Source organism: Geomesophilobacter sediminis (assembly GCF_016458275.1).
In the GTDB taxonomy this organism is placed as follows: domain Bacteria; phylum Desulfobacterota; class Desulfuromonadia; order Geobacterales; family Geobacteraceae; genus Geomesophilobacter; species Geomesophilobacter sediminis.
Window position 1 is genome coordinate 1 of the sequence record NZ_JAEMHM010000008.1, and the last position, 20,743, is coordinate 20,743.

18 protein-coding genes and 1 pseudogene are annotated in these 20,743 nt (G+C 62.7%); 12 read left to right on the plus strand and 7 right to left on the minus strand.

The features are described from left to right. The 4 genes and pseudogenes from JFN93_RS10515 to JFN93_RS10525 form a co-directional block, all read right to left on the minus strand. Positions 1–647, minus strand: a 647-nt coding sequence (locus JFN93_RS10515) for an IS256 family transposase (RefSeq protein ID WP_199384036.1), incomplete at its 3' end; no start/stop codon positions are given. A gap of 146 nt (positions 648–793) precedes the next feature. After that, positions 794–991: pseudogene (locus JFN93_RS26090) on the minus strand (hypothetical protein); the annotation flags it as partial. 154 nt (positions 992–1,145) lie between these two features. Beyond that, positions 1,146–2,510, minus strand: coding sequence for a Fic family protein (locus JFN93_RS10520; RefSeq protein WP_328753842.1), 1,365 nt, complete (start codon positions 2,508–2,510; stop codon positions 1,146–1,148). A gap of 156 nt (positions 2,511–2,666) precedes the next feature. Continuing rightward, positions 2,667–2,918 (minus strand): hypothetical protein, encoded by a 252-nt coding sequence (locus JFN93_RS10525; RefSeq protein WP_199384038.1) that lies wholly within the window; start codon positions 2,916–2,918, stop codon positions 2,667–2,669. Between JFN93_RS10525 and JFN93_RS10530 the strand changes: the two genes are divergently transcribed. The 9 genes from JFN93_RS10530 (at position 2,899) to JFN93_RS10570 (ending at position 13,881) form a co-directional block, all read left to right on the plus strand. Next, positions 2,899–4,068, plus strand: coding sequence for a sulfurtransferase (locus tag JFN93_RS10530; RefSeq protein WP_199384039.1), 1,170 nt, complete (start codon positions 2,899–2,901; stop codon positions 4,066–4,068). The two genes, JFN93_RS10525 and JFN93_RS10530, sit on opposite strands and share 20 nt — an antisense overlap. A 225-nt stretch (positions 4,069–4,293) precedes the next feature. Beyond that, positions 4,294–5,133, plus strand: coding sequence for a hypothetical protein (locus tag JFN93_RS10535; RefSeq protein WP_199384040.1), 840 nt, complete (start codon positions 4,294–4,296; stop codon positions 5,131–5,133). Between the two features lie 11 nt (positions 5,134–5,144). Then, positions 5,145–6,974 carry a VTT domain-containing protein gene (locus JFN93_RS10540; protein ID WP_199384041.1) on the plus strand — a complete coding sequence of 610 codons (1,830 nt, stop codon included), beginning with the start codon at positions 5,145–5,147 and terminating at the stop codon, positions 6,972–6,974. Next, positions 6,971–7,723 (plus strand): glycosyltransferase family 2 protein, encoded by a 753-nt coding sequence (locus JFN93_RS10545; RefSeq protein WP_199384042.1) that lies wholly within the window; start codon positions 6,971–6,973, stop codon positions 7,721–7,723. The genes JFN93_RS10540 and JFN93_RS10545 overlap by 4 nt, the downstream gene beginning before the upstream one ends. 723 nt (positions 7,724–8,446) lie before the next feature. Continuing rightward, a complete protein-coding gene (locus JFN93_RS10550) occupies positions 8,447–9,322 on the plus strand; it encodes a sulfurtransferase (RefSeq protein WP_199384043.1) in 876 nt (291 codons plus the stop codon). Between the two features lie 127 nt (positions 9,323–9,449). After that, complete coding sequence (locus JFN93_RS10555) at positions 9,450–9,980, plus strand: hypothetical protein (RefSeq protein WP_199384044.1); 531 nt, start codon at positions 9,450–9,452, stop codon at positions 9,978–9,980. Then, positions 9,981–10,985, plus strand: coding sequence for an arsenosugar biosynthesis radical SAM (seleno)protein ArsS (gene arsS / locus JFN93_RS10560; protein WP_199384045.1), 1,005 nt, complete (start codon positions 9,981–9,983; stop codon positions 10,983–10,985). It abuts the gene before it with no gap. After that, a complete protein-coding gene (locus JFN93_RS10565) occupies positions 10,970–12,442 on the plus strand; it encodes a glycosyltransferase family 2 protein (RefSeq protein ID WP_199384046.1) in 1,473 nt (490 codons plus the stop codon). Before arsS ends, JFN93_RS10565 begins: the two co-directional genes overlap by 16 nt. After that, the gene (locus tag JFN93_RS10570) at positions 12,439–13,881 is read left to right on the plus strand and encodes a glycosyltransferase 87 family protein (RefSeq protein WP_199384047.1); all 1,443 of its coding nucleotides are present in this window, start codon (positions 12,439–12,441) and stop codon (positions 13,879–13,881) included. The genes JFN93_RS10565 and JFN93_RS10570 overlap by 4 nt, the downstream gene beginning before the upstream one ends. 380 nt (positions 13,882–14,261) lie before the next feature. Here JFN93_RS10570 and JFN93_RS10575 read toward each other — a convergent pair whose 3' ends face one another. Beyond that, the gene (locus tag JFN93_RS10575; RefSeq protein WP_199384048.1) at positions 14,262–14,849 is read right to left on the minus strand and encodes a c-type cytochrome; all 588 of its coding nucleotides are present in this window, start codon (positions 14,847–14,849) and stop codon (positions 14,262–14,264) included. A 64-nt stretch (positions 14,850–14,913) separates the two neighbouring features. Then, positions 14,914–16,620 carry a YncE family protein gene (locus JFN93_RS10580; RefSeq protein ID WP_199384049.1) on the minus strand — a complete coding sequence of 569 codons (1,707 nt, stop codon included), beginning with the start codon at positions 16,618–16,620 and terminating at the stop codon, positions 14,914–14,916. 481 nt (positions 16,621–17,101) lie between these two features. Here JFN93_RS10580 and JFN93_RS10585 point away from each other — a divergent pair, with 481 nt between their 5' ends. From JFN93_RS10585 to JFN93_RS10595, 3 genes are all read left to right on the plus strand, one after another. Further along, complete coding sequence (locus JFN93_RS10585) at positions 17,102–17,284, plus strand: YezD family protein (RefSeq protein WP_199384050.1); 183 nt, start codon at positions 17,102–17,104, stop codon at positions 17,282–17,284. Between the two features lie 99 nt (positions 17,285–17,383). Continuing rightward, entirely contained in the window at positions 17,384–17,938 is a 555-nt protein-coding gene (locus JFN93_RS10590; protein ID WP_199384051.1) for a class I SAM-dependent methyltransferase, read from the plus strand. A gap of 333 nt (positions 17,939–18,271) precedes the next feature. After that, entirely contained in the window at positions 18,272–19,765 is a 1,494-nt protein-coding gene (locus JFN93_RS10595) for an ATP-binding protein (protein WP_199384052.1), read from the plus strand. Positions 19,766–20,168: 403 nt separating this feature from the next. Here JFN93_RS10595 and JFN93_RS10600 read toward each other — a convergent pair whose 3' ends face one another. Then, positions 20,169–20,582, minus strand: coding sequence for a VOC family protein (locus JFN93_RS10600; RefSeq protein ID WP_199384053.1), 414 nt, complete (start codon positions 20,580–20,582; stop codon positions 20,169–20,171). Positions 20,583–20,743 lie beyond the last annotated feature (161 nt).

Sequence of the window (20,743 nt, forward strand, 5' to 3'; positions counted from 1 at the left end):
TGAAGCCAGAACTTGGCACCTTCATTCTCGGCAGTCCACATCCCAAGGATCTCCTTGATCCCTTCAGCTGTGATGCCTATGCCGAGGTAGACGGCCTTGTTAATAACATGTCCATTGTGCCGGACTCTGACCCTGATTGCATCCAGGTACACGATCGGGTAAACCTCATCCAACGGCCGATTCTGCCATTGTTTTACTTCATCTGCGATGGCATCAGTCACCTGCGAAACGAGGGTCGGCGATATTTCTACCCCATACATCTCTTGAAGATGGCTCAGAATATCACGTGTCGTCATCCCGCGGGCATACATGGAGATGATCTTGTCGTCAAAGCCGGTAAAGCGGCTCTGCCCTTTCGGAAGGATTACTGGTTCAAAAGTTCCGTTTCGGTCCCGTGGTACGGTAACTTCAAGCGTGCCAAACTCACCTTTCACCGTCTTCTTGTAGGTTCCATTACGTGAGTTACCGCTGTTATTACCGTCTGGGGAATGCCTCTCGTAGCCGAGATGATCTGTCATCTCGACCTGCATGGCCCGCTCCAGGACACGCTTAGTCAGCTGTTTCAGAAGACCGTTTTCGCCAACAATCTCTTCGGGTTTCTTGCAGTCCTTCATCAAAGCATCAAGCAATTCATCTACACTGGCCATCGGCTCCCTCCTGTCGAGTGGGTTCTAACCGAAAATGGCCATTTACACAAAGGATTTTACAGGCCCGGGGGCCTTTTTCAATTGTCCCCATCAGTCGTCTTATCATGCGCCATGTCGATGATTCCGCTGAGGGAAGTCCGCCGTCGTCAAGCTGGCTTCGACTCCTTCCCTAGGTTTTTGATCTTCTTCCTCGTCCGGTTTGAGCAAGCCCAGATCGTTCCCTTGGCACAACTGGGCGACAGCGATCTCGCGTCATCCTCCGACAATCTCTTGATCGCTGAAAGAAACGCCCACTGGTCCGGATAAGATACAAACTCCTCGTCTACGAATTCGCTGTTCCCGGCCTTTCTTGCCTCTTTCTATTAGATTGCCGAGGCCGCCTTTCGGCATGGTGTCCTGTTGGGGAAAAATCTGTCGTACAGGATCTTTCCAACGCTCACATCTGACCTCGATCATCTTCCATGAGAAACGGCTCTCAGCCCTTAAATAAGAGAGAGTTTATGATTTTTCCCGCCACGCCTTGAATTCCGATGGCCGCAGACGAAACCGTGCGATATTGCCTTCGTGCAGGCCGTTCAATTCCGCCTGGACCAGGGTGACGAAGCGTAGCCGATCCTGGTTCGGGATGTGTTCCGCGGTCCATCTGTCGACATCCAGAGGCACTGGAGAAGCGTTGACGACAACGTTGCGGATAACCTCGATCAAGGCGGAGCGATACTTTAGGCGGAACGGATCGGGCTCCCCCAACTCTTCCCTGGTGCTCAGGTAGCGTTTGACCGACCGTTCGTACCCCCAGACAAAGATGTCGCGCAAGAGTTCTATGCGGTTCAGCTCGTAAATCCCAAGGATCCCCTCGACGTAGGCTCGTTTTGGCACGTCAATAAAGGAGAGCGGACAGAGGTTGTTGCTGATGAGGGGGATGTTAGCCGAGAGACGTGCCACCCGTTTGTTGACATCCTCAAACGGTTGCAGATAGGAGAGATGCACCAAAGCGAAGAACGATTGCTCAAAGGGGTCGGAAATGGCAGCCGCAATGTCAAGAAACCGCTGAAAGTATTCGTTAAGAAGTTGCGGGGTAGACAGCGGTGTGTAGACCGATCCACCGATGCCGACGGCGATCTGACGCAGCATGCCGCAGGCCTGCGGGTTGGGGAGGAGGTTGTCCGACAGCAGCGCGTGGAGGTTCAGAATGGAGTACCTGTTGAAACTGACCTCCTCGGCCGACTCTACAAGAAACTCGATGGCCTGTTTGTGATTCAGGATCATCTGGGTCTCCAGCGCATTCTTCCCCTCTGCCGCCTGGCCGAAAGATATCAGACGCTCCGTTTCCAGTAAGGAGTAGGTATTGCCTTCCAGATAGCTGGACGCCCAGGAGAGGTCAATAAGCAACCTTCCCATTACCTGCCGGGCCACGGTGCCGGCGGGTAAAACTCCCTGGTGGGAACGGCCGATCTGATGCAGATGGGAACGGATGGCGTCGTCAAGATAGGGGCCGGACTGGGGGTAGGAGATGAGGAAGTCGCGTTTATAGCCGACGGGTTCGCGACGCTGAATCGGTTGGCTGACATAACTGCGAACCGCGCGTCCGGCCTCGGAGAGGGGAATAAGCGAGTCTCCCGGCTCCGTGATCTTGGCCAACTCTGGAACCTGGGGCCAATAGACGCGTCCCTTGAATAGTCCCGTGGCGCGTATGCGGTGGCTCTCGATGAGCACGCCAAGGCGCCGCAAAAGGGACCGCCGATTCAATACCATTCCCGCTGCGGAAAGGACCTTTTCCAGGTCGCTTATACCGATTCCCTGTGGATACGACGCGAGCTGTTGCTCGATCTGCCTCAGTTCTTGTTCTGCACTATGCTTAGGCACGAGAAATCCTTTTGTCATAAAAAATCGCTTTCGTGACAATATAATATAATTTTGTCACGAAAATCAATATTCGCGACACGGCGAGGCGCTGGGCCGTTTCCATGAATTTGCCAGTGTTGAGGCTCTTCTGAGCGGTGAAGGGGGGCTATAAAAATACTAAAAAGATAGACCAACAATTTTATTATTGACTTTGCAGATTGCTTTTTGTAGATTGGCACCACGACGAACGGCGCTGACCGCCGCTTCCGAAACCGAAACCACGACTGACCAGAAAAACTGGAGGTCAAGGATTGAGCGTTTTCGCTCTGATTCCTTGACCTCTTTTTTTTTCTGGTAACTACCCCCGGCCGCAATGGTTTGGGGCTCGAACCAGAAAGGAGACCTGCCTATGAAGATCAAACTGCTCATTGCCGTCCTCGCCCTGTCCGTAAGCGCCGCTGCGACCGCGCTCCTTAGCGGGTGCAACAGCTCCGCCGCCTCGGCGGCCACCACGCCGGCCGCCACCGCCCAGCTCTCGGATTACTTCAAGTCGACCGACTGGGTCGCCGCTCATGCCAGCGACGCCAATTTCGTCATCGTCGACACCCGTTCGGCGGCAGCTTACGCCGCGGGGCACATCCCGGGAGCCATCAGCATCCCGAGAACCCAGTTCTACTTCGCACGCAACGTGATCGACCCGGCGACCGGCTCGTACAAGGTCGACGGCAGCGGCAACCCGGTCAAGATCGCCTACGACATCCCGACCCAGGCGGAACTGGTGGACATTCTGACCCGAAACGGCATCACCCCGGACACCACCGTCGTTTCCTACGACAACGACACCTCCTCCTACGGGCCGCGGGTGGTCTGGGTGCTGAAGAGCTACGGCCACGCCAAGGCGTACGCCATCGACGGCGGCATCGACAAGTGGAAAGACGTTGACGGCCGCGCCCTGAGCACCACCGCGGTAACCCCGACGCCGAGTGCGAAGCCGTACAAGATCGGCGCCGTCAACCTCTTCCGGGTCAATAAAGCCGACGTCGCGGCCGTGATCGACACCGCCAACGGGAACCATACCAAAGCCGGATACGTCATCTCCGACGTGCGCACCCCCAGCGAGTACACCGGGGTCGCCACGACCGTGACCTCCGGAGCCGCCTCCACCGGGACTTGGAGCCTGAGCAGCACCCCCTTTGTTTACAGCACCAACGCTGGAGCCCGGCCGGGGCACATTCCCTATGCCAAGTTCAGCGATTACGAATCCGACGTTTTCACCGACTACATCAACCCGACTACCGGCCAGCCGGTGGCCAGCAGCCTCCAGTCCGGGCGCAACGTAAAGGTGCTTAAGAGCGCCACCGACATCCAGGCGCACTTCACCAGCCTCGGCATCACCCCGGACAAGACGATCTACAACCATTGCGAAGGGGGCTTCCGCTCCGGCGTCTATACGCTGATCCAGCTCGGCCTCGGCTACCAGAACGTCTACAACTACGACGGTTCCTGGAACGAGTGGTCCATCCAGGACAACACCCTCTACCCGGTGGTTACCGGGGACGGCCGGATCAGCGGGCCGTAACACAAAAGAAAGCTGATGGGCGTCACCTGGATATGCGCGTCACTTCAGTCAAGGCCTCCCTCCCGGCTGGGAGGGAGGTTCTTGCCCAACGTACCTTCTCCTTCAGGAGCGCGCGGAAGGGCCAGCTTGGAAACCCCACCCTCACCCCGACCCTCTCCCTGAGGGCGAGGGAGGTAACGGCCTTGTCGCAGATGGCGAATCAGCACATGGAATGAGGAAAGCATCATGTTACGTACCTTTCTGACAGTTTTTGCCGCGGCGGCGCTCCTTGCGTCGACCGCTACCCCGTCCCGGGCCGGCGCCTGGACCGAAGCCAAGGGGGGCTACTACGACAAGTTCTCCTTCAATTACTACTATTCCGACGAGAGTTTCGGCTCCGACGGCAAGCGTTCCAACTCGGCGCTCGACGGGAAATTCCACGACCGCAACCTGACCAACTACCTGGAGTACGGCATTACCGATCGCCTCACCGTCATCAACTCCCTCACCTACAAATGGCTGCGCAACGAGTACGATGCCACGGTCACCCGCGGCGATGGCCTGGGAGACGTCGACCTGGGGGTGAAATACAAGCTGATCGACAGCCCGAAGGGGGGGATCGTATCCAGCCAGCTGCTGGTGAAGATCCCGGGAGCCTACAGCAAGACCGACCAGCTCCCGCTCGGAAACGGCCAGTATGACACGGAGTTGCGCCTGCTCTACGGCCGCTCCCTCTATCCGGCGGTCCCCGGCTACGCGAACCTCGAGTTCGGTTACCGGTGGCGGGCGGGGGATCCGTCCGACGAAATCCGCTACCTGGTGGAGTTCGGCGTCGATCTGACCCGTGCGCTCTACGCCCGCACCAAGCTCGACGGCACCTTGAGCGTGGACAACGGGAAGATGCTTGACGGCAACGGCAACCCGACCGCCACCAACAACTTCGACCTCGGCAAGCTGGAGGTGGCCCTGGGTTACAAGATCACCGAGAACTGGGGCGTCGAGGCTACCTACACTCCCTCGCTCTACGGACAAAACACGGCCGCCGGCGCCACCTACAGCGTCGGCATCTTCGTCAAGAACCCGTGAAGAGGTAAGCCATGGCTACTTCCCATCCCATACCCGGCCGGGCCGGACAGGCGCTTGACCAACGGCTGAACCAGGTCCGCGAAGGGTGCACGTCGTGTGGTGCCTGCACCAGGGACTGTGCCTTTCTGCAAAAATACGGGACCCCGAAGCGCCTTGCCGAGACCTACGACCGGTCCGATCCGGAAACGGTAAGGCGCAGCTTCGAATGCAGCCTGTGCGGTCTGTGCGAGACGCAGTGCCCGGAGGGGCTCGAACTCGATGCCTTCTTCCTGGAGATGCGGCGCGACGCGGTGGAGCGCGGGGAGGGGATTTTCCCGGAGCACCGCCCCCTGGTTACCTACGAACGGCTGGGAACCTCGCCGCGCTTCACGCTCTACCGGCTGCCGCAGGGGTGTCGCACCGTCTTCTTTCCCGGGTGCTCCCTTGCCGGTACCCGTCCCGACGGCGTCCGCAACATCTTCGCCGCGCTGCAAAAGGCGGAGCCGACGGCAGGGATCGTCTTCGACTGCTGCATGAAGCCCTCGCACATGCTGGGGCGCGAGCGGCAGGTCGATACCATGTTTTCGGAGTTGCGCCAATGGCTTATCGAGGCCGGGGTCCGGGAGGTGCTGGTTGCCTGCCCGAACTGCCAGGCGATGTTCGCCGCCTTCGGCGCCGGGCTCAAGGTAAAGACGGTTTGGGAAGCGCTGGATGCCGCGGGGTTCGAGCCCACCCCGACGCACGGCGTGGTGACGGTGCACGACCCCTGCGTGGTGCGGAACTTCCCGGCCACCCACCAGGCGGTGCGCAACCTGCTCCGACGCCAGGGGGTGGCCATCGAGGAGATGGCGCATTCCGGCACCCGGACGGTCTGCTGCGGCAAGGGGGGCGCCGTCGATATGTTGAACCCGGAACTGGCGGCCAGCTGGGGGGAGCTTCGTAAAGAAGAGGCAGCGGGGCGCTGGGTGGTGACCTACTGCGCCGGCTGCGTCCAGGGGCTGGGCCGGTACACCTCGACCGACCACCTGGTGGACCTCCTCTTTGCGCCGGAGCAAACCCTGGCGGGGCGCAAGAAGGGAGCCGCCGCGCCGTTCACCTACGTAAACCGTCTGCTTTTGAAACGATCGTTCAAACGGAAGGAGGGATTTGCCGTGACTAAAGAACGTAATCCACAGCCGGGCCAGCCGGCACGAGGCCCTTGGAAGCCGATCCTCGCGGCTCTTTTGCTCATCGCCGCGGTGGCCGCGGTCCAGCTTTCCGGGGGGACCCAGTACCTTCAGCAGGAACGCCTTCAGGCCCTGATCGGGAGCTATGGCGCGCTCGCTCCGGCCGCCTACGTCCTGCTCTATGCGCTGGCTCCGGTCCTGTTCCTGCCGGGGCTTCCGATCACCATCGTCGGCGGAATCGTGTTCGGACCGGTCTGGGGCGTGGTCTATACCATCGTGGGGGCCACCGCGGGGGCGTCCCTTGCCTTCCTCGTGGCACGATACGTGGCCCGGGACTGGGTGGCCGCGAAGCTCACCGGACCGAGGTGGGACAAGCTCGACCGCGAGGTGGCCCAGCACGGCTGGAAAGTGGTCGCCTTCACCCGGCTCATCCCGGCGTTTCCCTTCAACCTTTTGAACTACGCCTTCGGGTTGACCAGCGTTTCCTTCCTGCAGTACCTTGTGGCGACCTTCGTGTGCATGCTGCCGGCCTGCATCGCGTACATAGTTTTCTCCAGCTCGCTGCTCGGACTGATCAGCGGGAAAGTATCGCCGACGGCTCTGGTGGGGATCGTGCTGATCGCCCTGGTGTCCCTGCTGCCGGTGGCCTACCGGAAGATCAAAGGCCGCACCGCCGTGGAGGCGGGGCAGGAGTGAGTGCCGCCGGTACCGACATAGCGCTGGTGATTCCGGCGCGCAACGAAGAGTTGACCCTGCCGGGGGTATTGCAAGGGCTCCCCTCGGTATTTTCCAGGGTGGTCGTGGTCGATAACGGATCGACCGACGGCACCGCGGCGGTGGCGCGGACCTGCGGTGCCGAGGTGGTCCACGAGCCGGCCGCCGGATATGGCAGAGCGTGCTTGGCGGGGCTGGCGGCGCTCCGGAGCGATCCCCCCGATCTGGTCGCCTTCGTCGACGCCGACGGGAGCGACGACCTCGCCTGTCTGCCGCTTTTGATCGCGCCGGTCGTCAAAGGGGAGCAGGATCTGGTGCTTGGGGCACGGGTTCCCGCGGTACGGCAGGCACTGAGCCTCCAGCAGCGCTTCGGGCACCTGCTCGCCACCGGGCTGATCCGGTTCATCTGGAAGCATCGGTTTGCCGACCTGGGACCGATGCGGGTGATCCGCTGGACGGCGCTGGAACGGCTCTCCATGGCCGATCAGAATTTCGGGTGGACCGTGGAGATGCAGGTGCGGGCCGTGAAGCGGCGGCTCAGGATCGCGGAAATACCGGTGCCGTACTATCCACGGCGGGCCGGGAAGTCCAAGATCAGCCGGACGGTGAGCGGAACCGTCCGGGCCGGGACGATCATCCTTTCGGTGATAGCCAGGGAGCTGCTGCGCGATCTGCGGGAGCCGGCTGCGGTCGAGCCCGCATTGGCGCCCGGCGTGGCCCCGGCGGATTGAACTACCGATCGCTTCGGCTGGATCGAAACCGCAGGGGGGCTTGGTCCCGCCCACCCATTACGCAAGAAGCCCCCTTACCTGTGGGAGCGCCATTCCTGGCGCGAACCGCCGGAGGCGGTGACTTCGGTTGCGGTTATTCGCGCCTGGAAAGGCGCTCCTACAGGGTAAGCAGCTGCCTTCCTTGTGTGGGGGGGATCGCGACAAGAATGTCGCTCCTACAGGGGCGGACCCATTCGCGCCTGGAAAGGCGCTCCCACAGGGTAAGCAGCTGCCTTCCTTGTGTGGGGGGGATCGCGACAAGAATGTCGCTCCTACAGGGGCGGACCCATTCGCGCCTGGAAAGGCGCTCCCACAGGGTAAGCAGCTGCCTTCCTTCATAGGGAGGTGGATCGCTGACACGAATGTCGCTCCTACAAGGGAACGGACCCATTCGCGCCTGGAAAGGCGCTCCCACAGGGTAAGCAGCTGCCTTCCTACATATGGAGGTGGATCGCTGACCGATTCTGTGGGAGCGCCATTCCTGGCGCGAACCGCCGGAGGCGGTAACTTCGGTTGCGGTTATTCGCGCCTGGGAAGGCGCTCCCACAGGGAGCAGCTGCCTTCCTTTATAGGGAGGTGGATCGCGACAGGAATGTCGCTCCTACAAGGCAAAGCGCCGGCAACGTCACTAACTGAGATCTCTGCTTGGGGCAGGGGTCCTTCTTTCTTGAAACAGGAGGTCAAATGCATTCATCTCGACAGTACACACGAACCTCAGGCAGGAAGGCCACCTTCTTCGCGCTCGCCTTCCTGCTCCTTGCCCTATTCGCAGCCTCGGCTTTCGCTGCCGATCTTGCCCTCATCGACGTCAACGCCGCCAAGGGGACTGCCTCGCGCTACGTCATCCTCGACGCCCGCCCGAAAGGCGACTGGCAGGCCGGGCATATCCCCGGAGCGATCCCGTTCTCCTGGGATAGCTTTACCCGCACCGATGCCAGGGGGGTGAAATACAGCTCGCTCCCTCCCCAGGAACTCGCCGCGACGCTCAGCCGGCTCGGGATCGACGAGAAGACGCCGCTGCTCATCTACGGTGACGCCGACCAGAGCTGGGGGGGAGAGGGTTATGCCAGCTGGCTATTCTCCTGGCTGGGACACAAGGGGCCGATCCGCCTCCTGAAGGGGGGAATCCAGGCGTGGCAGGGACATAACCTTCCGCTTGCCAAGGGGGCGGAGAAACCGCTTCCGGGTAAAGCCCGCTACCATGTCGATTTGAAGCCCCAGTACATCGTCTCCACCGAGGATGTCCAGAGAAACAACGGCGGCTTCACCCTCATCGACACCCGTTCCACGCTGGAATGGATCCGCGGCAAGATCCCGGGGGCGATCCACATCCCGTGGGACGACTTCTACACCGGCAAAGACCGGCACCCCCTTTCCCGGGAGGAGCTGAAACGGCTGCTGGCCAAGCATGGCGTCGATTCGGGGAAACCGGTCGTTTTCTACTGCTTGGGCGGGGTCCGCTCGGCCTATGCCTGGACCGCCTATCAACTCGCCGGCCTCCCCGACGGCCGCAATTACAAAGGAAGCTGGGCCGCCTGGGAAAAGCGCTCCGGCCAGTAAAAGAATGGACGTGTAAACCATGATTGCTGCCCAGAGAGGTGCCCTTACGTCCCCTCTCCTTCAAGGGTCGCGCGCGAAAGCGCGAGTTTGCGACGGACAGGGTGAGGATGGGGGTTGTGGAGGCTGGATGCAGAGGGCTGCTAGGGGTGAGGATGCGCTCCGATACCGCGTTGCAACCCTCGCGATCGCATCGGCCCTGCTCCTGGCCCTGACCACCATAGCCAACGCCGAGCCACCCCCGACCGCCCCAGCCAAATCGGGCAAAAAGCGCCTGCTCCTTTTCGCCAAGAACCCGTCTTCCTGGACCGTGGTGAAAGGGGGCGCCAACGGCAATCTCCTCTACCGCGCCTCGACCGGTGACTTTACCCTGGCCGCCCAGGGGCTTGCCCCCCGTTCGCGCTACGCCCTGATCCGCTACGCCGATCGTCCGCCCCAGGCGGAGGTGCTGGCCCGGGGGACGAGCGACGACCGCGGCCGCCTGGCGCTGCGCGGCAGGTGGGAAAACTGGACCCGGAAGTTCTGGCTGGTCAGCGGTGAGGACGTAGAAGGAACGCATGGTTCCGCACGGCTGGTGAACTGGCGTCCCGAGCGCTACCTCTTCGAGGAAAAGCAGCTGGGAACCCCGTGCGACTGCCCGGAACCGGAGGTGAACGAGTAAATGCAAGTATTCCAAGAGAAACTGCGCGCCATCGATAGTGGCCTGACCCGCTTCGAGCGCCTGCAGACCCTGCAGGTCAACCTCGGCGACCGGTGCAACTTGAGCTGCATCCATTGCCACCACAGCGCATCCCCCACCGGGACGCGGATCATGGGGCGGGAAGTCATCGACCAGGTGGTCCGCTACCTGGAACGGCATCCCGGACTCACCCTGGACATCACCGGCGGCTGCCCGGAGCTGAACCCGCATTTCCGGCACCTGGTCGAAGCGACCGCGGGGCTTGCCGCGCGCCGGATCATCCGCAGCAACCTCTCGATTGCCCTGGAAAAGGGGATGGAGTGGCTGCCGGATTTTTACCGGGAGCAGAACCTGGTGGTGATGGCGTCGCTTCCCTGCTACGAGCTGGAGAACGTGGAAGCCCAGCGGGGACGGGGGGTATACCAGGCGAGCATCGAGGCGCTCACGCGGCTGAACCAAAAGGGGTACGGCAAGGACCGGGAGCTGCACCTGGTCTACAATCCCGGCGGTACTGCGGTCGCCGCGGCCCGGGAGACGCTGGAACAAGCCTATCGGCAGGAATTGCGGGAGCGGTTCGGCATCAGCTTCAACCACCTGCACTGCATGAACAACGTCCCGCTGGGGCGTTACCGCGTCAGCCTGGAGCAAACCGGGGCCTACCAGCGCTACCTCGCCCATCTGGCGGAGCGGTTCAACCCCGACGCCGCCCCCGGCATCATGTGCCGGACCCTGATCAGCATCGGCTGGGACGGGACCCTTTACAACTGCGACTTCAATCTCGCCGCCGGGCTCCCCCTGCGCGGTATCGACGGAGCCCCGCTGCGGGTTGCCGAGCTGGCGGAGGCGGTCCGGTCGGGAAACCCGATCCGGATGGCGGAGCACTGCTTCAGTTGCACTGCGGGACACGGTTCCGGCTGCGGAGGCTCCGCCTCAGTGCGTAAGGAAACACCGACAAGGAAAGGCTCCCTGGCATGCCCACCGCAGTAACCGAGCTCCTCACCGCACTCCATTTCCTGGCGCTGTTCACCCTCTGCCTCTACGGGGGGCACCGGATCTGGCTGATCCGCTCCCTGCTCCGCTACTCGGCCGCGGAACCGGTTGCCCCGGACCCTTTTCCGGCCGCTGAGGCGCCGCTGGTGACCGTCCAGCTCCCTCTCTACAACGAGCGGTTCGTGGCGGAGCGCCTCCTCGATGCCGCCGCCGGGCTGGATTGGCCCCGGGACCGGCTCCAGATCCAGGTCCTGGACGATTCCACCGACGACACCCGCGCCCTGGTCGAGCTGCGCGCGGCTTTCTGGCGGGAGCAGGGTGTCGCGATCGACGTGGTGCGCCGGGAGAACCGGGAAGGGTACAAGGCGGGGGCGCTCGCCCGGGGAATGGTCCTGGCCCGGGGGGAATTCCTGGCCGTCTTCGATGCCGACTTCATCCCGCCCCGGCATTTCCTGAAGCAGACCATCCCCTGGTTCCGCGACCCCGGCGTCGGCATGGTCCAGACCCGCTGGTCTTTTTGCAACGCGGACCATTCCTGGTTCACCTCGATCCAGTCCCTGCTGCTCGGCCCGCACTTCGGTATCGAGCATAAGGTCCGGTACCTGCGCGGGCTCTTTTTCAACTTCAACGGAACCGCCGGAGTCTGGCGTCGGAGCGCGATCGAGTCCGCGGGCGGCTGGCAGTCCGATACCGTGACCGAGGACCTGGATCTGAGCTACCGGGCGCAGCTGGCGGGATGGCGGTTCGTCTACCGCGACGAATGCGAGGTGCCGTCGGAACTTCCGGTGACCATGGCGGCGCTGCGCAGCCAGCAGCAGCGCTGGGCCAAGGGATCGATCCAGACCGCCCGCAAGATCCTGCCGCGCCTGCTCGCCAGCCCGCTCCCGGTTGCCGTGAAGCTGGAGGCGGTCGCCCACCTGACGACGAACCTGTACTGGCTGATGGGGATGGTGGTGATGCTCACCCTCTACCCGGCGGTCACCTGGCGGGTCGGGATCGGGCTGCACCAGATGCTCCGTCTGGACCTGCCGCTGTTCCTGGCCACGAGCGGCGCCATCATGGGCTATTTTTTCTTCTATGCCTGGCGCAACCGAACCGTCTCGCTGCGGCACCTGCTCCTGCTCCCCGTGCTTACCATCGGGCTTGCGCCGAGCATCGCGCTCTCGGTGGTGAAGGGGATCTTTCGCCGCGGCGGGGAGTTCGAGCGGACTCCCAAGTTCGGCGTGACCGGTCGCCAGAGGGTTCCCGGCCTGGCCTGGCTTTACCACCAAAAGAGCGTGCGCTATGTCATCATGAACGCGGCACTCCTTTGCTATTGCCTGCTTCCGGTGCTCTTTGCCTGGCAGCGCCAGACCTGGTTCGCCATCCCCCTGTTCCTGCTTTTTCCGTTCGGCTTTGCCCTGGTACTGGCCAAAGACCTCAGGGAGGTAGTGCCGATGGGGTCGCGCGGGTGACCGATTTTCGGGTGGCGCCGGGCCGGGGGGTGGTGCGGTGGGGCATCCCGCTCCTGGTGCTGGGCGGTCATGCGCTGCTGGCGCTGCAGCCTGAGTTGCGTCTTTGCGTTCCGCTACTCATCGGGGTAACCGCGGTCGTAACGGTTGCCCTGGCCGCCGCGGTCTGCGGACCGATAGCGGTCCCCCGTTCCCCGGTGGCGATACTGGCGGTCGCTCTCCTGCTCCGGCTGATGTTCCTCTTCCATCCCCCGCAACTTTCCGACGACGTCTACCGCTACGTCTGGGACGAGACGCGGACCGTGGCCGGGGTGAATCCCTATGCCCATGCCCCCGGCGCCGTCACCCCTAGCGACGAGCTCAGGGAGATCCACTCGAGGATCAACCATCCCCAGTTCCCCACCATCTACCCGCCGGCGGCCCAACTCATCTTCGCGGCCGGGGCCGCGCTCCACCCCTCGGTCGTCGCGCTGAAAGCCGTGCTGGTGGCGCTCGATCTTCTGTTTTGCTATGCGCTGCTGGTGCTGCTGCAACGGGTCGGTCTGCCCGCCGGGCGCGCCGTGCTCTATGCCTGGAATCCGCTCCCGGTCCTGGAGATCGCGGGCTCCGGCCATGTGGACGGGGCGGGGGTGGCGCTGACGGCCGCGGCGCTGCTGTTGCTGCTCCCCGAAGGGGGGGATGGCGCGCGGTGCCGGTGGTGGCGCTACGCCGGCGCGGGGGCTTTGGCGGCCGTAGCGGCATTGGTGAAGCTTTTCCCCCTGGCGCTGACCCCGGTGCTGATCCTGCTGGTGCCCCGGCGGTGGCGTCCCGTGTTTGCCGCTACCTTTGTCACCACCATGGGGCTGTTGATTGCCGCGTTTCTTCCCGATCTGGCCAACCTAGTTTTCAGCCTGAAGCAGTACGCCCTTAACTGGGAATTCGCCGGCGGCGCCTTCACCGTCCTGCGCGGGGTTCTCGGCTCCGGGCCGGCCGCCCGACTTTTTCTGATCGGGGCCTTTGCCGCTACCGTCGCCATCGTCACCTGGCGCGTTCAGGTCGGAAGGTGCGAGGCGGCTGGGGAGAGGGACCGTGCTCTTGCAGGGGTGGAGAGCTGCTATTGCGTCGCCTTCGCGTTTCTCGTGCTGACCCCGACCCTGCAGCCCTGGTACGCCCTCTGGCTGGCGGGGTTCCTTCCCTTTTGCGGCGGACCGGCCGGCATTGTGCTCTGCTGGGCGGTGTTGCTCACCTACCGGGTCCAGATCCCGTACTTCATCCTGGGGGAGTGGACCGAGAGCGGCTACGTCACCTTTGCGGTCGCTGCGGCACCGCTGATCGCCGGTATCGCTGCCTTTTGTGCCGCACGGCGAAAGGGGGGGAGGGCCTTTTTGCTTCGAGGAAGCCAGGATGGCTCAATAGGTAATGGGACGCTTGCCCTGTGGGAGCGCCTTTCCAGGCGCGATTGACCGCAGCGGTTGGCTGCATGATTCAAGCCGAGGCCCATCGGGGTGATGGGCGCAGTCTTCATTCCCGCTCGTAAGGGCGCAGCATATTGGCCACACGCAAGAAGGGCCGCTCCCGGGGAGCGGCCCTTCTTTTATTTCGAAATTTTCCCCCAAAAGAAGGTCCGTCCTATGATCCCGCCCCCTTTGGCAAAGGGGGCGGGGGGGGATTTGGCTCTGAGGTTATCCGTTGTGCCCTCTAATGCCTGAACCTTAGAGGCAAATCCCCCTAAATCCCCCTTCGCAAAGGGGGACTTTACCGGGATTTGCCCAGAGCCAGCATTACCTCTCCATATGGCTCCAGAGTCGCCGGTGTCATTACCAAGCTGGAGCGCTCATGTCCTTTAGTGGCAGGGGAGCTGGGCGGCGATGGTGTTGATCTGGTCCAGGGTCAGGGTGGAGAGGACCCCCATGCCGCCGGTGTTGTTGGCGATCATCGCCTGGATCCGGTCCGGGGTCCCGTTGGTAATCGTGGTCGCGGTGATCGGTCCGTGGCAGTGGGCGCAGTTGTTTTCGTAGAGGTTCTGCCCGTCGGTGGCCACGACGGTTGCGGCCTGCTGGGACGGTGCGCTCTCACCGCCGGGGCCGACTGCCGTGACGACATAGTAATAGGTCTGGCTCACGTAGAGCCCCACCTGCTCGTACTTGATCCAGCTCCCGACGTCCACCTTGGTACCGGTCGCGGGGGTGACGTTCGGGTCGGTGGACCAGTACACGTGGTAGGTGGTTGCTCCGGGCACCGCCGTCCAGGTGAGGACGATCTTGTTGATGCCGCTGGTCGCGGTCACGCCGGTCGGTGCGGTGGGGGCTGCCGGCGCGGTGGTCGTTCCGGTCGTGGTCCCGGTGGCGGACGAGTTGCCGCAGCCGGTGAGAAACAGGGAAAAAAGGCCGGCGAGGAGGGCCGCGCCGGCAATGTTGGTACGCATCTTCATGTCAGGCTCCGAAGGCGAGATCGGCCCGCGCCGCACCAGAAGGCGCGACGCGGGTCGGCCTGGTTTAGTCCGAGTTGATTCCGGGGAAGAGCACCCCGTGCGGAGCCGCGCCGATCTTGATCTTGTCGCCGATCTGGGCGACCGACGGAGTGGCGGCGGAAAGCCCGCTGGTGTTGAGCTTGATCAGCCATCCCTGGTTGGCGGTGTCGTAGACGGAGTAGTAGAGGATGCCGGTGGTCGGGTCCCAGGCGGCGTGGCTGCCGCCGTAGCCCGGGGTGTCGAAGTGCTTGATGTCCAGAATCTTCGTCGGATCCGGGGACGCGGTCAAAAGCGTCGAGATGTCGATGAACTGGAGCCGGTTGCCGGGGTCCCCGGGAAGGGAGACCTCGCAGTCGGGGGAGGAGAGCTCGGTCACCAACAGGTACTTCCCGTCCGGCGAGATCGCATAGTTGTGCGGCCGTCCCGGTATGGTGGCGATGATCCGCTGGGTCTGCAGGTCGACCACGTTGGTCCCGGAGGTGACCGCCCCGGTCCAGCTGGAGGGGACCGGCCAGGTGTTGTTGCCGACGAAGAGGTAGCGCCCCCCCGGGTGCAGCCGGATGGCGTGGATGCCGCCGTAGCCCAGGCTCAGGTCGAAGGTCTTGTTGGCGTCGGTGGGGACCGCGTTGGGGAGGCCGGAGATGTCGTAGCCGACCACGTGGTAGAGGCTCGAGGTGCTGGTGTAGTATTTGGTGCCGTCCTGCGAAACCGCGCCGACGTGGGGAGCGGTGTTGTTGTTGGTGATGTTCCCCAGGTAGCGGTGGTTGGCGACGTCGAAGACGTTGATCCCTTTGGTCCCCTGGTCCGAGGAAGCGAAGAGGTACCGCCCGTTCGGGCTCTGGACGTTCTGCACCCCGCAGCCGACCCCCTGGAAGGAGTGCTTGATCAGGCTCGCCTGGTTGCCGGCGTTGACGGTCGAGTAGTTGGCGAAACCGGCGAGGTTGTAGACGTTCATGTCCCCGGCAGCGCCGCCGCGCTTGTTACTGCACAGCCACAGTTCGGAGCCGTCCGCGGTCACGTTGGCGAAGTGGCCGACCCGCAGGCCGGTCAGGTTGGAGAAGCGGACCGTTTTCACCACGCTCTGGGTGGTCCGGTTGATGATCGAGAAGCCGGGAGTAGTCTGCCCCGAGCCGCCGGTGTTGATGACATACCCCTGCTCGAGGAGCGGCAGCACGGCAGCCGACGCGGTGTTCACCTTGGCGACGACGTCAGCGAGCTTGGTGCCGGCCGGAACCTTCACGCCGAGGTCCCCGAGCACCCCGTTCAGCCCAAGCGACGTGGAGACGGCGACCACGATGGCGTCGGATTTGGGACCGACCGTGGCGGAGAGGGTCCCGGGCGAGCTCAGATCGTTGGAGAGGAGGCTCCGGTAGGTCTTGCCGTCGTTCAGGGTAACCTTCAGCACCACGCCGGATGGCGTCGCCTGCGGGTTGATGGTGAGGCCGCTGAAGGTGCCTCCCGAACCGGTGCTGTCGGCCACTACCGCAACGGGCGCCGTGCTGATGATCGCGCCGGTTGCGGCATCGAGCGCTACCACCGTGCCGATCTGGTTCGAGGCCGCCGCGCCGACCGTTTTCAGGGTGGCCCGCGCCGCGCCGGGTTCCAGCGCTCCGCCGATGACGACCGCGTTGGCCGCGGTCCCCGAGCTGCTGCCTGAGGTGCCGCAGCCGGTGATTCCCAGCGCCAATGCCGTCAGCGCCGCCAATACTGCTCCTTTCCATCTGCTCATCATGCTTCCTCCTTGAGGGTCTCCCCGGCTCCCTGCCCCGGTTCGTGAAAAAAAAAGAGGCCGAAGTGCATCCACCGTTTCGGTGGGTCTTCGGCCTCCAGTGAGTCTGGTCAGCTTTGTCTGATAAATCTATGGTTCTAGTAGATAAATGATTTGCGCCCGGCTGTCAACATTTATTTCCGCGTTGCGGAGCCCATGATGGGGGACGCTTTTGGTCGCCCATTCCCACGCGCGCAACTTGCCAACCGGCAAAAATGTACTTGACGGAATAAATAAAATATATTATCTACTGTTCAACTAGACTGATGTTGCTGCCTGTCGCAAACCTTGATCCGGTCCGAAGACGATCCGATCAAAACGGCAGGGGCGGCAAATCACAGGAGGGCAGTATGAGCAGAATTATCTTTGAGAATTCCCCGTCCGTCGGAAGGAGCTCCTGGGGCGCCGAGAGCGACCGCTCCCTCGCAATGCTCGAGGTCCTCTGATGGCCGCGCCAACTTCTGATCCATTGAGCCGGGAACTGGAACGAGTGGTGCGCGAGGCCCTTGCCTCGATCCGCTTCGGCACCGTGACGCTGGTAGTCCAGGATGGCCGGGTGATCCAAGTGGATAAAAACGAGAAGATCCGTCTCAACAGGGCCGGGCACGTTGACGGCGGCGGTATCTAGCCGGACTTCCCCCGGTGCCGTCCCGCCTCGGGGAACGGTGCCTACGGGAAGGGCGGGCGGCAGCCGGGCAGCCGCATCTCCCGCCGCAAGGAGCAAGACATGAGCGTTCCGTCGGAAAGCATCAGGCGCTACAGCCTCTTCTTCAAGAAACAGTCGGCCCTGAAGGTCCTCGATTACGGTACGGGTACCCTGAGGAATGCGGTCTACCTGTCCCGCCAGGGATTCCGGGTGCACGCGGCCGACGTGCCGGAACAGTTGGAACGGCTGCAGGGATGTCCTGCCCTGAAACAGATCGAACAACTGCTCGCCGTGGATGAGCTCCGGAAAAGCGCCCTCAATGTCGACCTGGTTCTCTCGACCTACGTGTTCAACATCATCATGAGCCGCGAAGAGCGAAGGCTCTACATCGAGAACATCGCGGCAAATCTGAGACCCGGCGGCTTTCTGCTCATGGAGGTGCGCTGCCCGCGGCTGGACGAGCGCTGCGGTCCTGCCTGTGAGGACTTTTTTTCCTGCGACACCTGCTCCAAGACCCTGACCCATGAGGAGTTGGACACCCTTTTGAATCCCGTGGGGTTGCGGCGCATCAGTCATTACTACCGCGAACACGCGCTGGCCGCTGTTTACCAGTACGGCACGTTGGCGCGGAATTGAAGCGAACTCCGCAGATGTATTCCACCCGAGGGCTTAGGGGATATGCTCTGAGTCAGCGGGAGGACCATTAAATCGGTAGACCAGAGGCATCCGGACTTGGGGCGGATGCCTCTTTCTTTGTTGGAGGCCGGCGCCGCAAAGCGCTGGTCTCCTTTTCTTTTTCCGGTTAAGATATCGAGCTTTCGTCCGAATAGATGATGAGCCGGGGAAGAGGCTTCCCTGCGGCCCTTCGGCGCGGGTGGGCGAGGGCGAATGTCACTTGGGATGCTTACGGCATGCTGCGGGATTACGCAGCTGGCCCTGAATAAAGGTGAAATGACGTTGGACGAACCGATGGAAAATCTACCGGCGGAACTGGCTTCGACCCAGCCCCGGCTTTTGAAGTACTACGAATGGAGCCTCGCTATCGGCTGGACCCTGGTCATTGCCGTGTTGCTGATTGCCATCCTGCAGCACGAAAGGTCCCAGGCGGTGGAGACGGCCCGTACCCAGGCCCGGAGCAACTTCCAGCGCGACGTGGTGTACCGGCACTGGAATGCGGAAGCCGGCGCCGTGTACGTTCCGGTCAACGGGAGAATCCAGCCCAATCCCTACCTGGCCAATCTCCCCGACCGCGACATCGTCACCCGCGATGGGAAGAAATTGACCCTGGTGAACCCTTCCTACATGACCCGCCTCGTTTTCGAAACGGCGGCGCGGGAATACGGCGTGAAAGGGCACATGACCAGCCTGCGTCCGATCCGGCCGGAGAACCGCCCCGATCCCTGGGAGGCACGGGCGCTCAGCGCCTTCTCGAAAGGCTCCGGGGAGGAAAGCACGGTCGAGAAGCTGGGCGACGGCTATTTCCTGCGCTTGATGAAGCCGCTCAAAACGGAAGCGGAATGTCTGAAATGCCATGCCGTGCAGGGGTACCACGTAGGCGAAATCCGCGGTGGACTGAGCGTCGCCGTCCCCATGGAACCGCTCTGGCAGATCGTCCGGGAGACCTCCATCCTCATCGCTGTCAGCTTCGTTGCTCTTTGGGGCATCGGGCTTATCGGCATCTTTTTCGGGTCGGCCCGGCTGCGCCGTGCCATACGGGAGCGCGATGCCGGGGAGCGGCAGATCCTCGCGCTGAACCGGGATCTCCTGGCGCGCACCGATGATTTGGAAACCGCCAACCGGGAACTGGACGCCTTTTGCGCCACCGTTTCCCACGACCTGCGTTCGCCGTTGAGCGTGATCGGCGGCTATTGCGAATTGATCCGGGAAGCCCCGGCGGAAACGCATCTGGAAACCTGCGCCGACTTCACCAGGATCATCCTGAAAGCCACGCGCCGGATGGAGAACCTCATCACCACCCTTTTGGACTTCTCCCGCATCTCCCGTGGCGAACTGATCCGGGAACCGGTGGATCTCACTGCGGTGGCCGATGAGCTCGCCCTGGAGCTTAGGGCCAAGGACCCGAAGCGGCCGGCGAGTTTTGCGATCGAGCCAGGGCTTACGGCACATGCCGATGCCGGGCTGTTGCGTGTCGTCATGCAGAACCTGCTGGGAAACGCCTGGAAATACGCCGCCCAGTGCCCCGAAACCCGCATCGAAGTAGGGGCAAAGGATCGGGGTGGGAAAAAGTGGTTCTTCGTGCGGGACAACGGCATCGGCTTCGACGGGAAACAGGCATCCGGGATCTTCGATGCCTTTCAGCGGCTCGACAACGCGGGGGGCTTCGAGGGGACCGGTATCGGGCTGGCCACGGTAAAGCGGATCATCGACCGGCATGGTGGGGAGATAACCTGCGAAGGGGAGCTCGGGAGCGGGGCTACCTTCTATTTTTCGTTCGAGGGATGAGGAGGGGGGCGGTCCCCCTCTCTGTTGCCGCCTGCGGCGGATCGCGCCAGGAATGGCGCTCCCACAGAATCAATCCCGCAGGCTCCAGCTTAGAAGTAATCCCCTGCTCAACTCTTAGGAATGCAGAAGGCGCCCGGTCTCCCGAGGCGCCTTTTTTGTTTTCCGGGGACTGGCTCCGCAGCTGCCTGTCCCTCTTTTTAGCCCCGGGGACTGGCTCCGCAGGTGCCTGTCCCTCTTCTTACCCCCGGGGACTGGCTCCGCAGGTGCCTGTCCCCCTTCTTACCCCCGGGGACTGGCTCCGCAGGTGCCTGTCCCTCTTTTTAGCCCCGGGGACTGGCTCCGCAGGTGCCTGTCCCCCTTCTTACCCCCGGGGACTGGCTCCGCAGGTGCCTGTCCCCCTTATTTACGGCGCTACGTAGACCATCCAGGACAGGCCGAAACGGTCCGCGATCATGCCGAAACTGGGGGAGAAGAAGGTCTTCCCGAGTGGCATCTGGATGTGGCCCCCTTCGGACAGGGCGGCAAACAGCCTTTGCGCTTCCGCCTCGCTGGCGGCGGTAATCGTCAGGGAGAAGCCGTGGAAATTCGGTTCCCCCTCACCGCGGCCATCGGAAGCAAGGAGCGTCGACTCACCGACCTTAAGCCGCAGGTGCATGATCTTTTCTTCCGCTTCCGGGGGGATGATGCCCGGCTCGCGCGGTTCGGGAATATCCTTGAAGCGCGACAGCATGATTACCTCCGCACCGAGCGCCTTCCGATAGAATTCGACCGCTTCCTCGCACCTTCCGGCGAAATTGAGGTAGGGAGTTACTTGCATCAGGCACCTCCATGGGCTGGTTTGGAAACGCAAAACTGTAACAGCCTACGCCGGAAAAGCAAAAATACGGGTTTTGATTTATGGGTGCTGAATTTCCAACTGATTTAGCGCTGCCAGGGGCAGGAAAAAGCGGAGCAATTATGTATTCTTGATGTCCTGGT

Bases quoted from the DNA above. Each gene is read 5' to 3' on its own strand.
- JFN93_RS10530 (WP_199384039.1), top strand. From the start codon at position 2,899: ATGAAGATCAAACTGCTCATTGCCGTCCTCGCCCTGTCCGTAAGCGCC.
- JFN93_RS10525 (WP_199384038.1), bottom strand. From the start codon at position 2,918: ATGAGCAGTTTGATCTTCATAGGCAGGTCTCCTTTCTGGTTCGAGCCC.
- JFN93_RS10535 (WP_199384040.1), top strand. From the start codon at position 4,294: ATGTTACGTACCTTTCTGACAGTTTTTGCCGCGGCGGCGCTCCTTGCG.
- JFN93_RS10540 (WP_199384041.1), top strand. From the start codon at position 5,145: ATGGCTACTTCCCATCCCATACCCGGCCGGGCCGGACAGGCGCTTGAC.
- JFN93_RS10550 (WP_199384043.1), top strand. From the start codon at position 8,447: ATGCATTCATCTCGACAGTACACACGAACCTCAGGCAGGAAGGCCACC.
- JFN93_RS10555 (WP_199384044.1), top strand. From the start codon at position 9,450: ATGCAGAGGGCTGCTAGGGGTGAGGATGCGCTCCGATACCGCGTTGCA.
- arsS (WP_199384045.1), top strand. From the start codon at position 9,981: ATGCAAGTATTCCAAGAGAAACTGCGCGCCATCGATAGTGGCCTGACC.
- JFN93_RS10565 (WP_199384046.1), top strand. From the start codon at position 10,970: ATGCCCACCGCAGTAACCGAGCTCCTCACCGCACTCCATTTCCTGGCG.
- JFN93_RS10575 (WP_199384048.1), bottom strand. From the start codon at position 14,849: ATGAAGATGCGTACCAACATTGCCGGCGCGGCCCTCCTCGCCGGCCTT.
- JFN93_RS10580 (WP_199384049.1), bottom strand. From the start codon at position 16,620: ATGATGAGCAGATGGAAAGGAGCAGTATTGGCGGCGCTGACGGCATTG.
- JFN93_RS10585 (WP_199384050.1), top strand. From the start codon at position 17,102: ATGGCCGCGCCAACTTCTGATCCATTGAGCCGGGAACTGGAACGAGTG.
- JFN93_RS10590 (WP_199384051.1), top strand. From the start codon at position 17,384: ATGAGCGTTCCGTCGGAAAGCATCAGGCGCTACAGCCTCTTCTTCAAG.
- JFN93_RS10595 (WP_199384052.1), top strand. From the start codon at position 18,272: ATGGAAAATCTACCGGCGGAACTGGCTTCGACCCAGCCCCGGCTTTTG.
- JFN93_RS10600 (WP_199384053.1), bottom strand. From the start codon at position 20,582: ATGCAAGTAACTCCCTACCTCAATTTCGCCGGAAGGTGCGAGGAAGCG.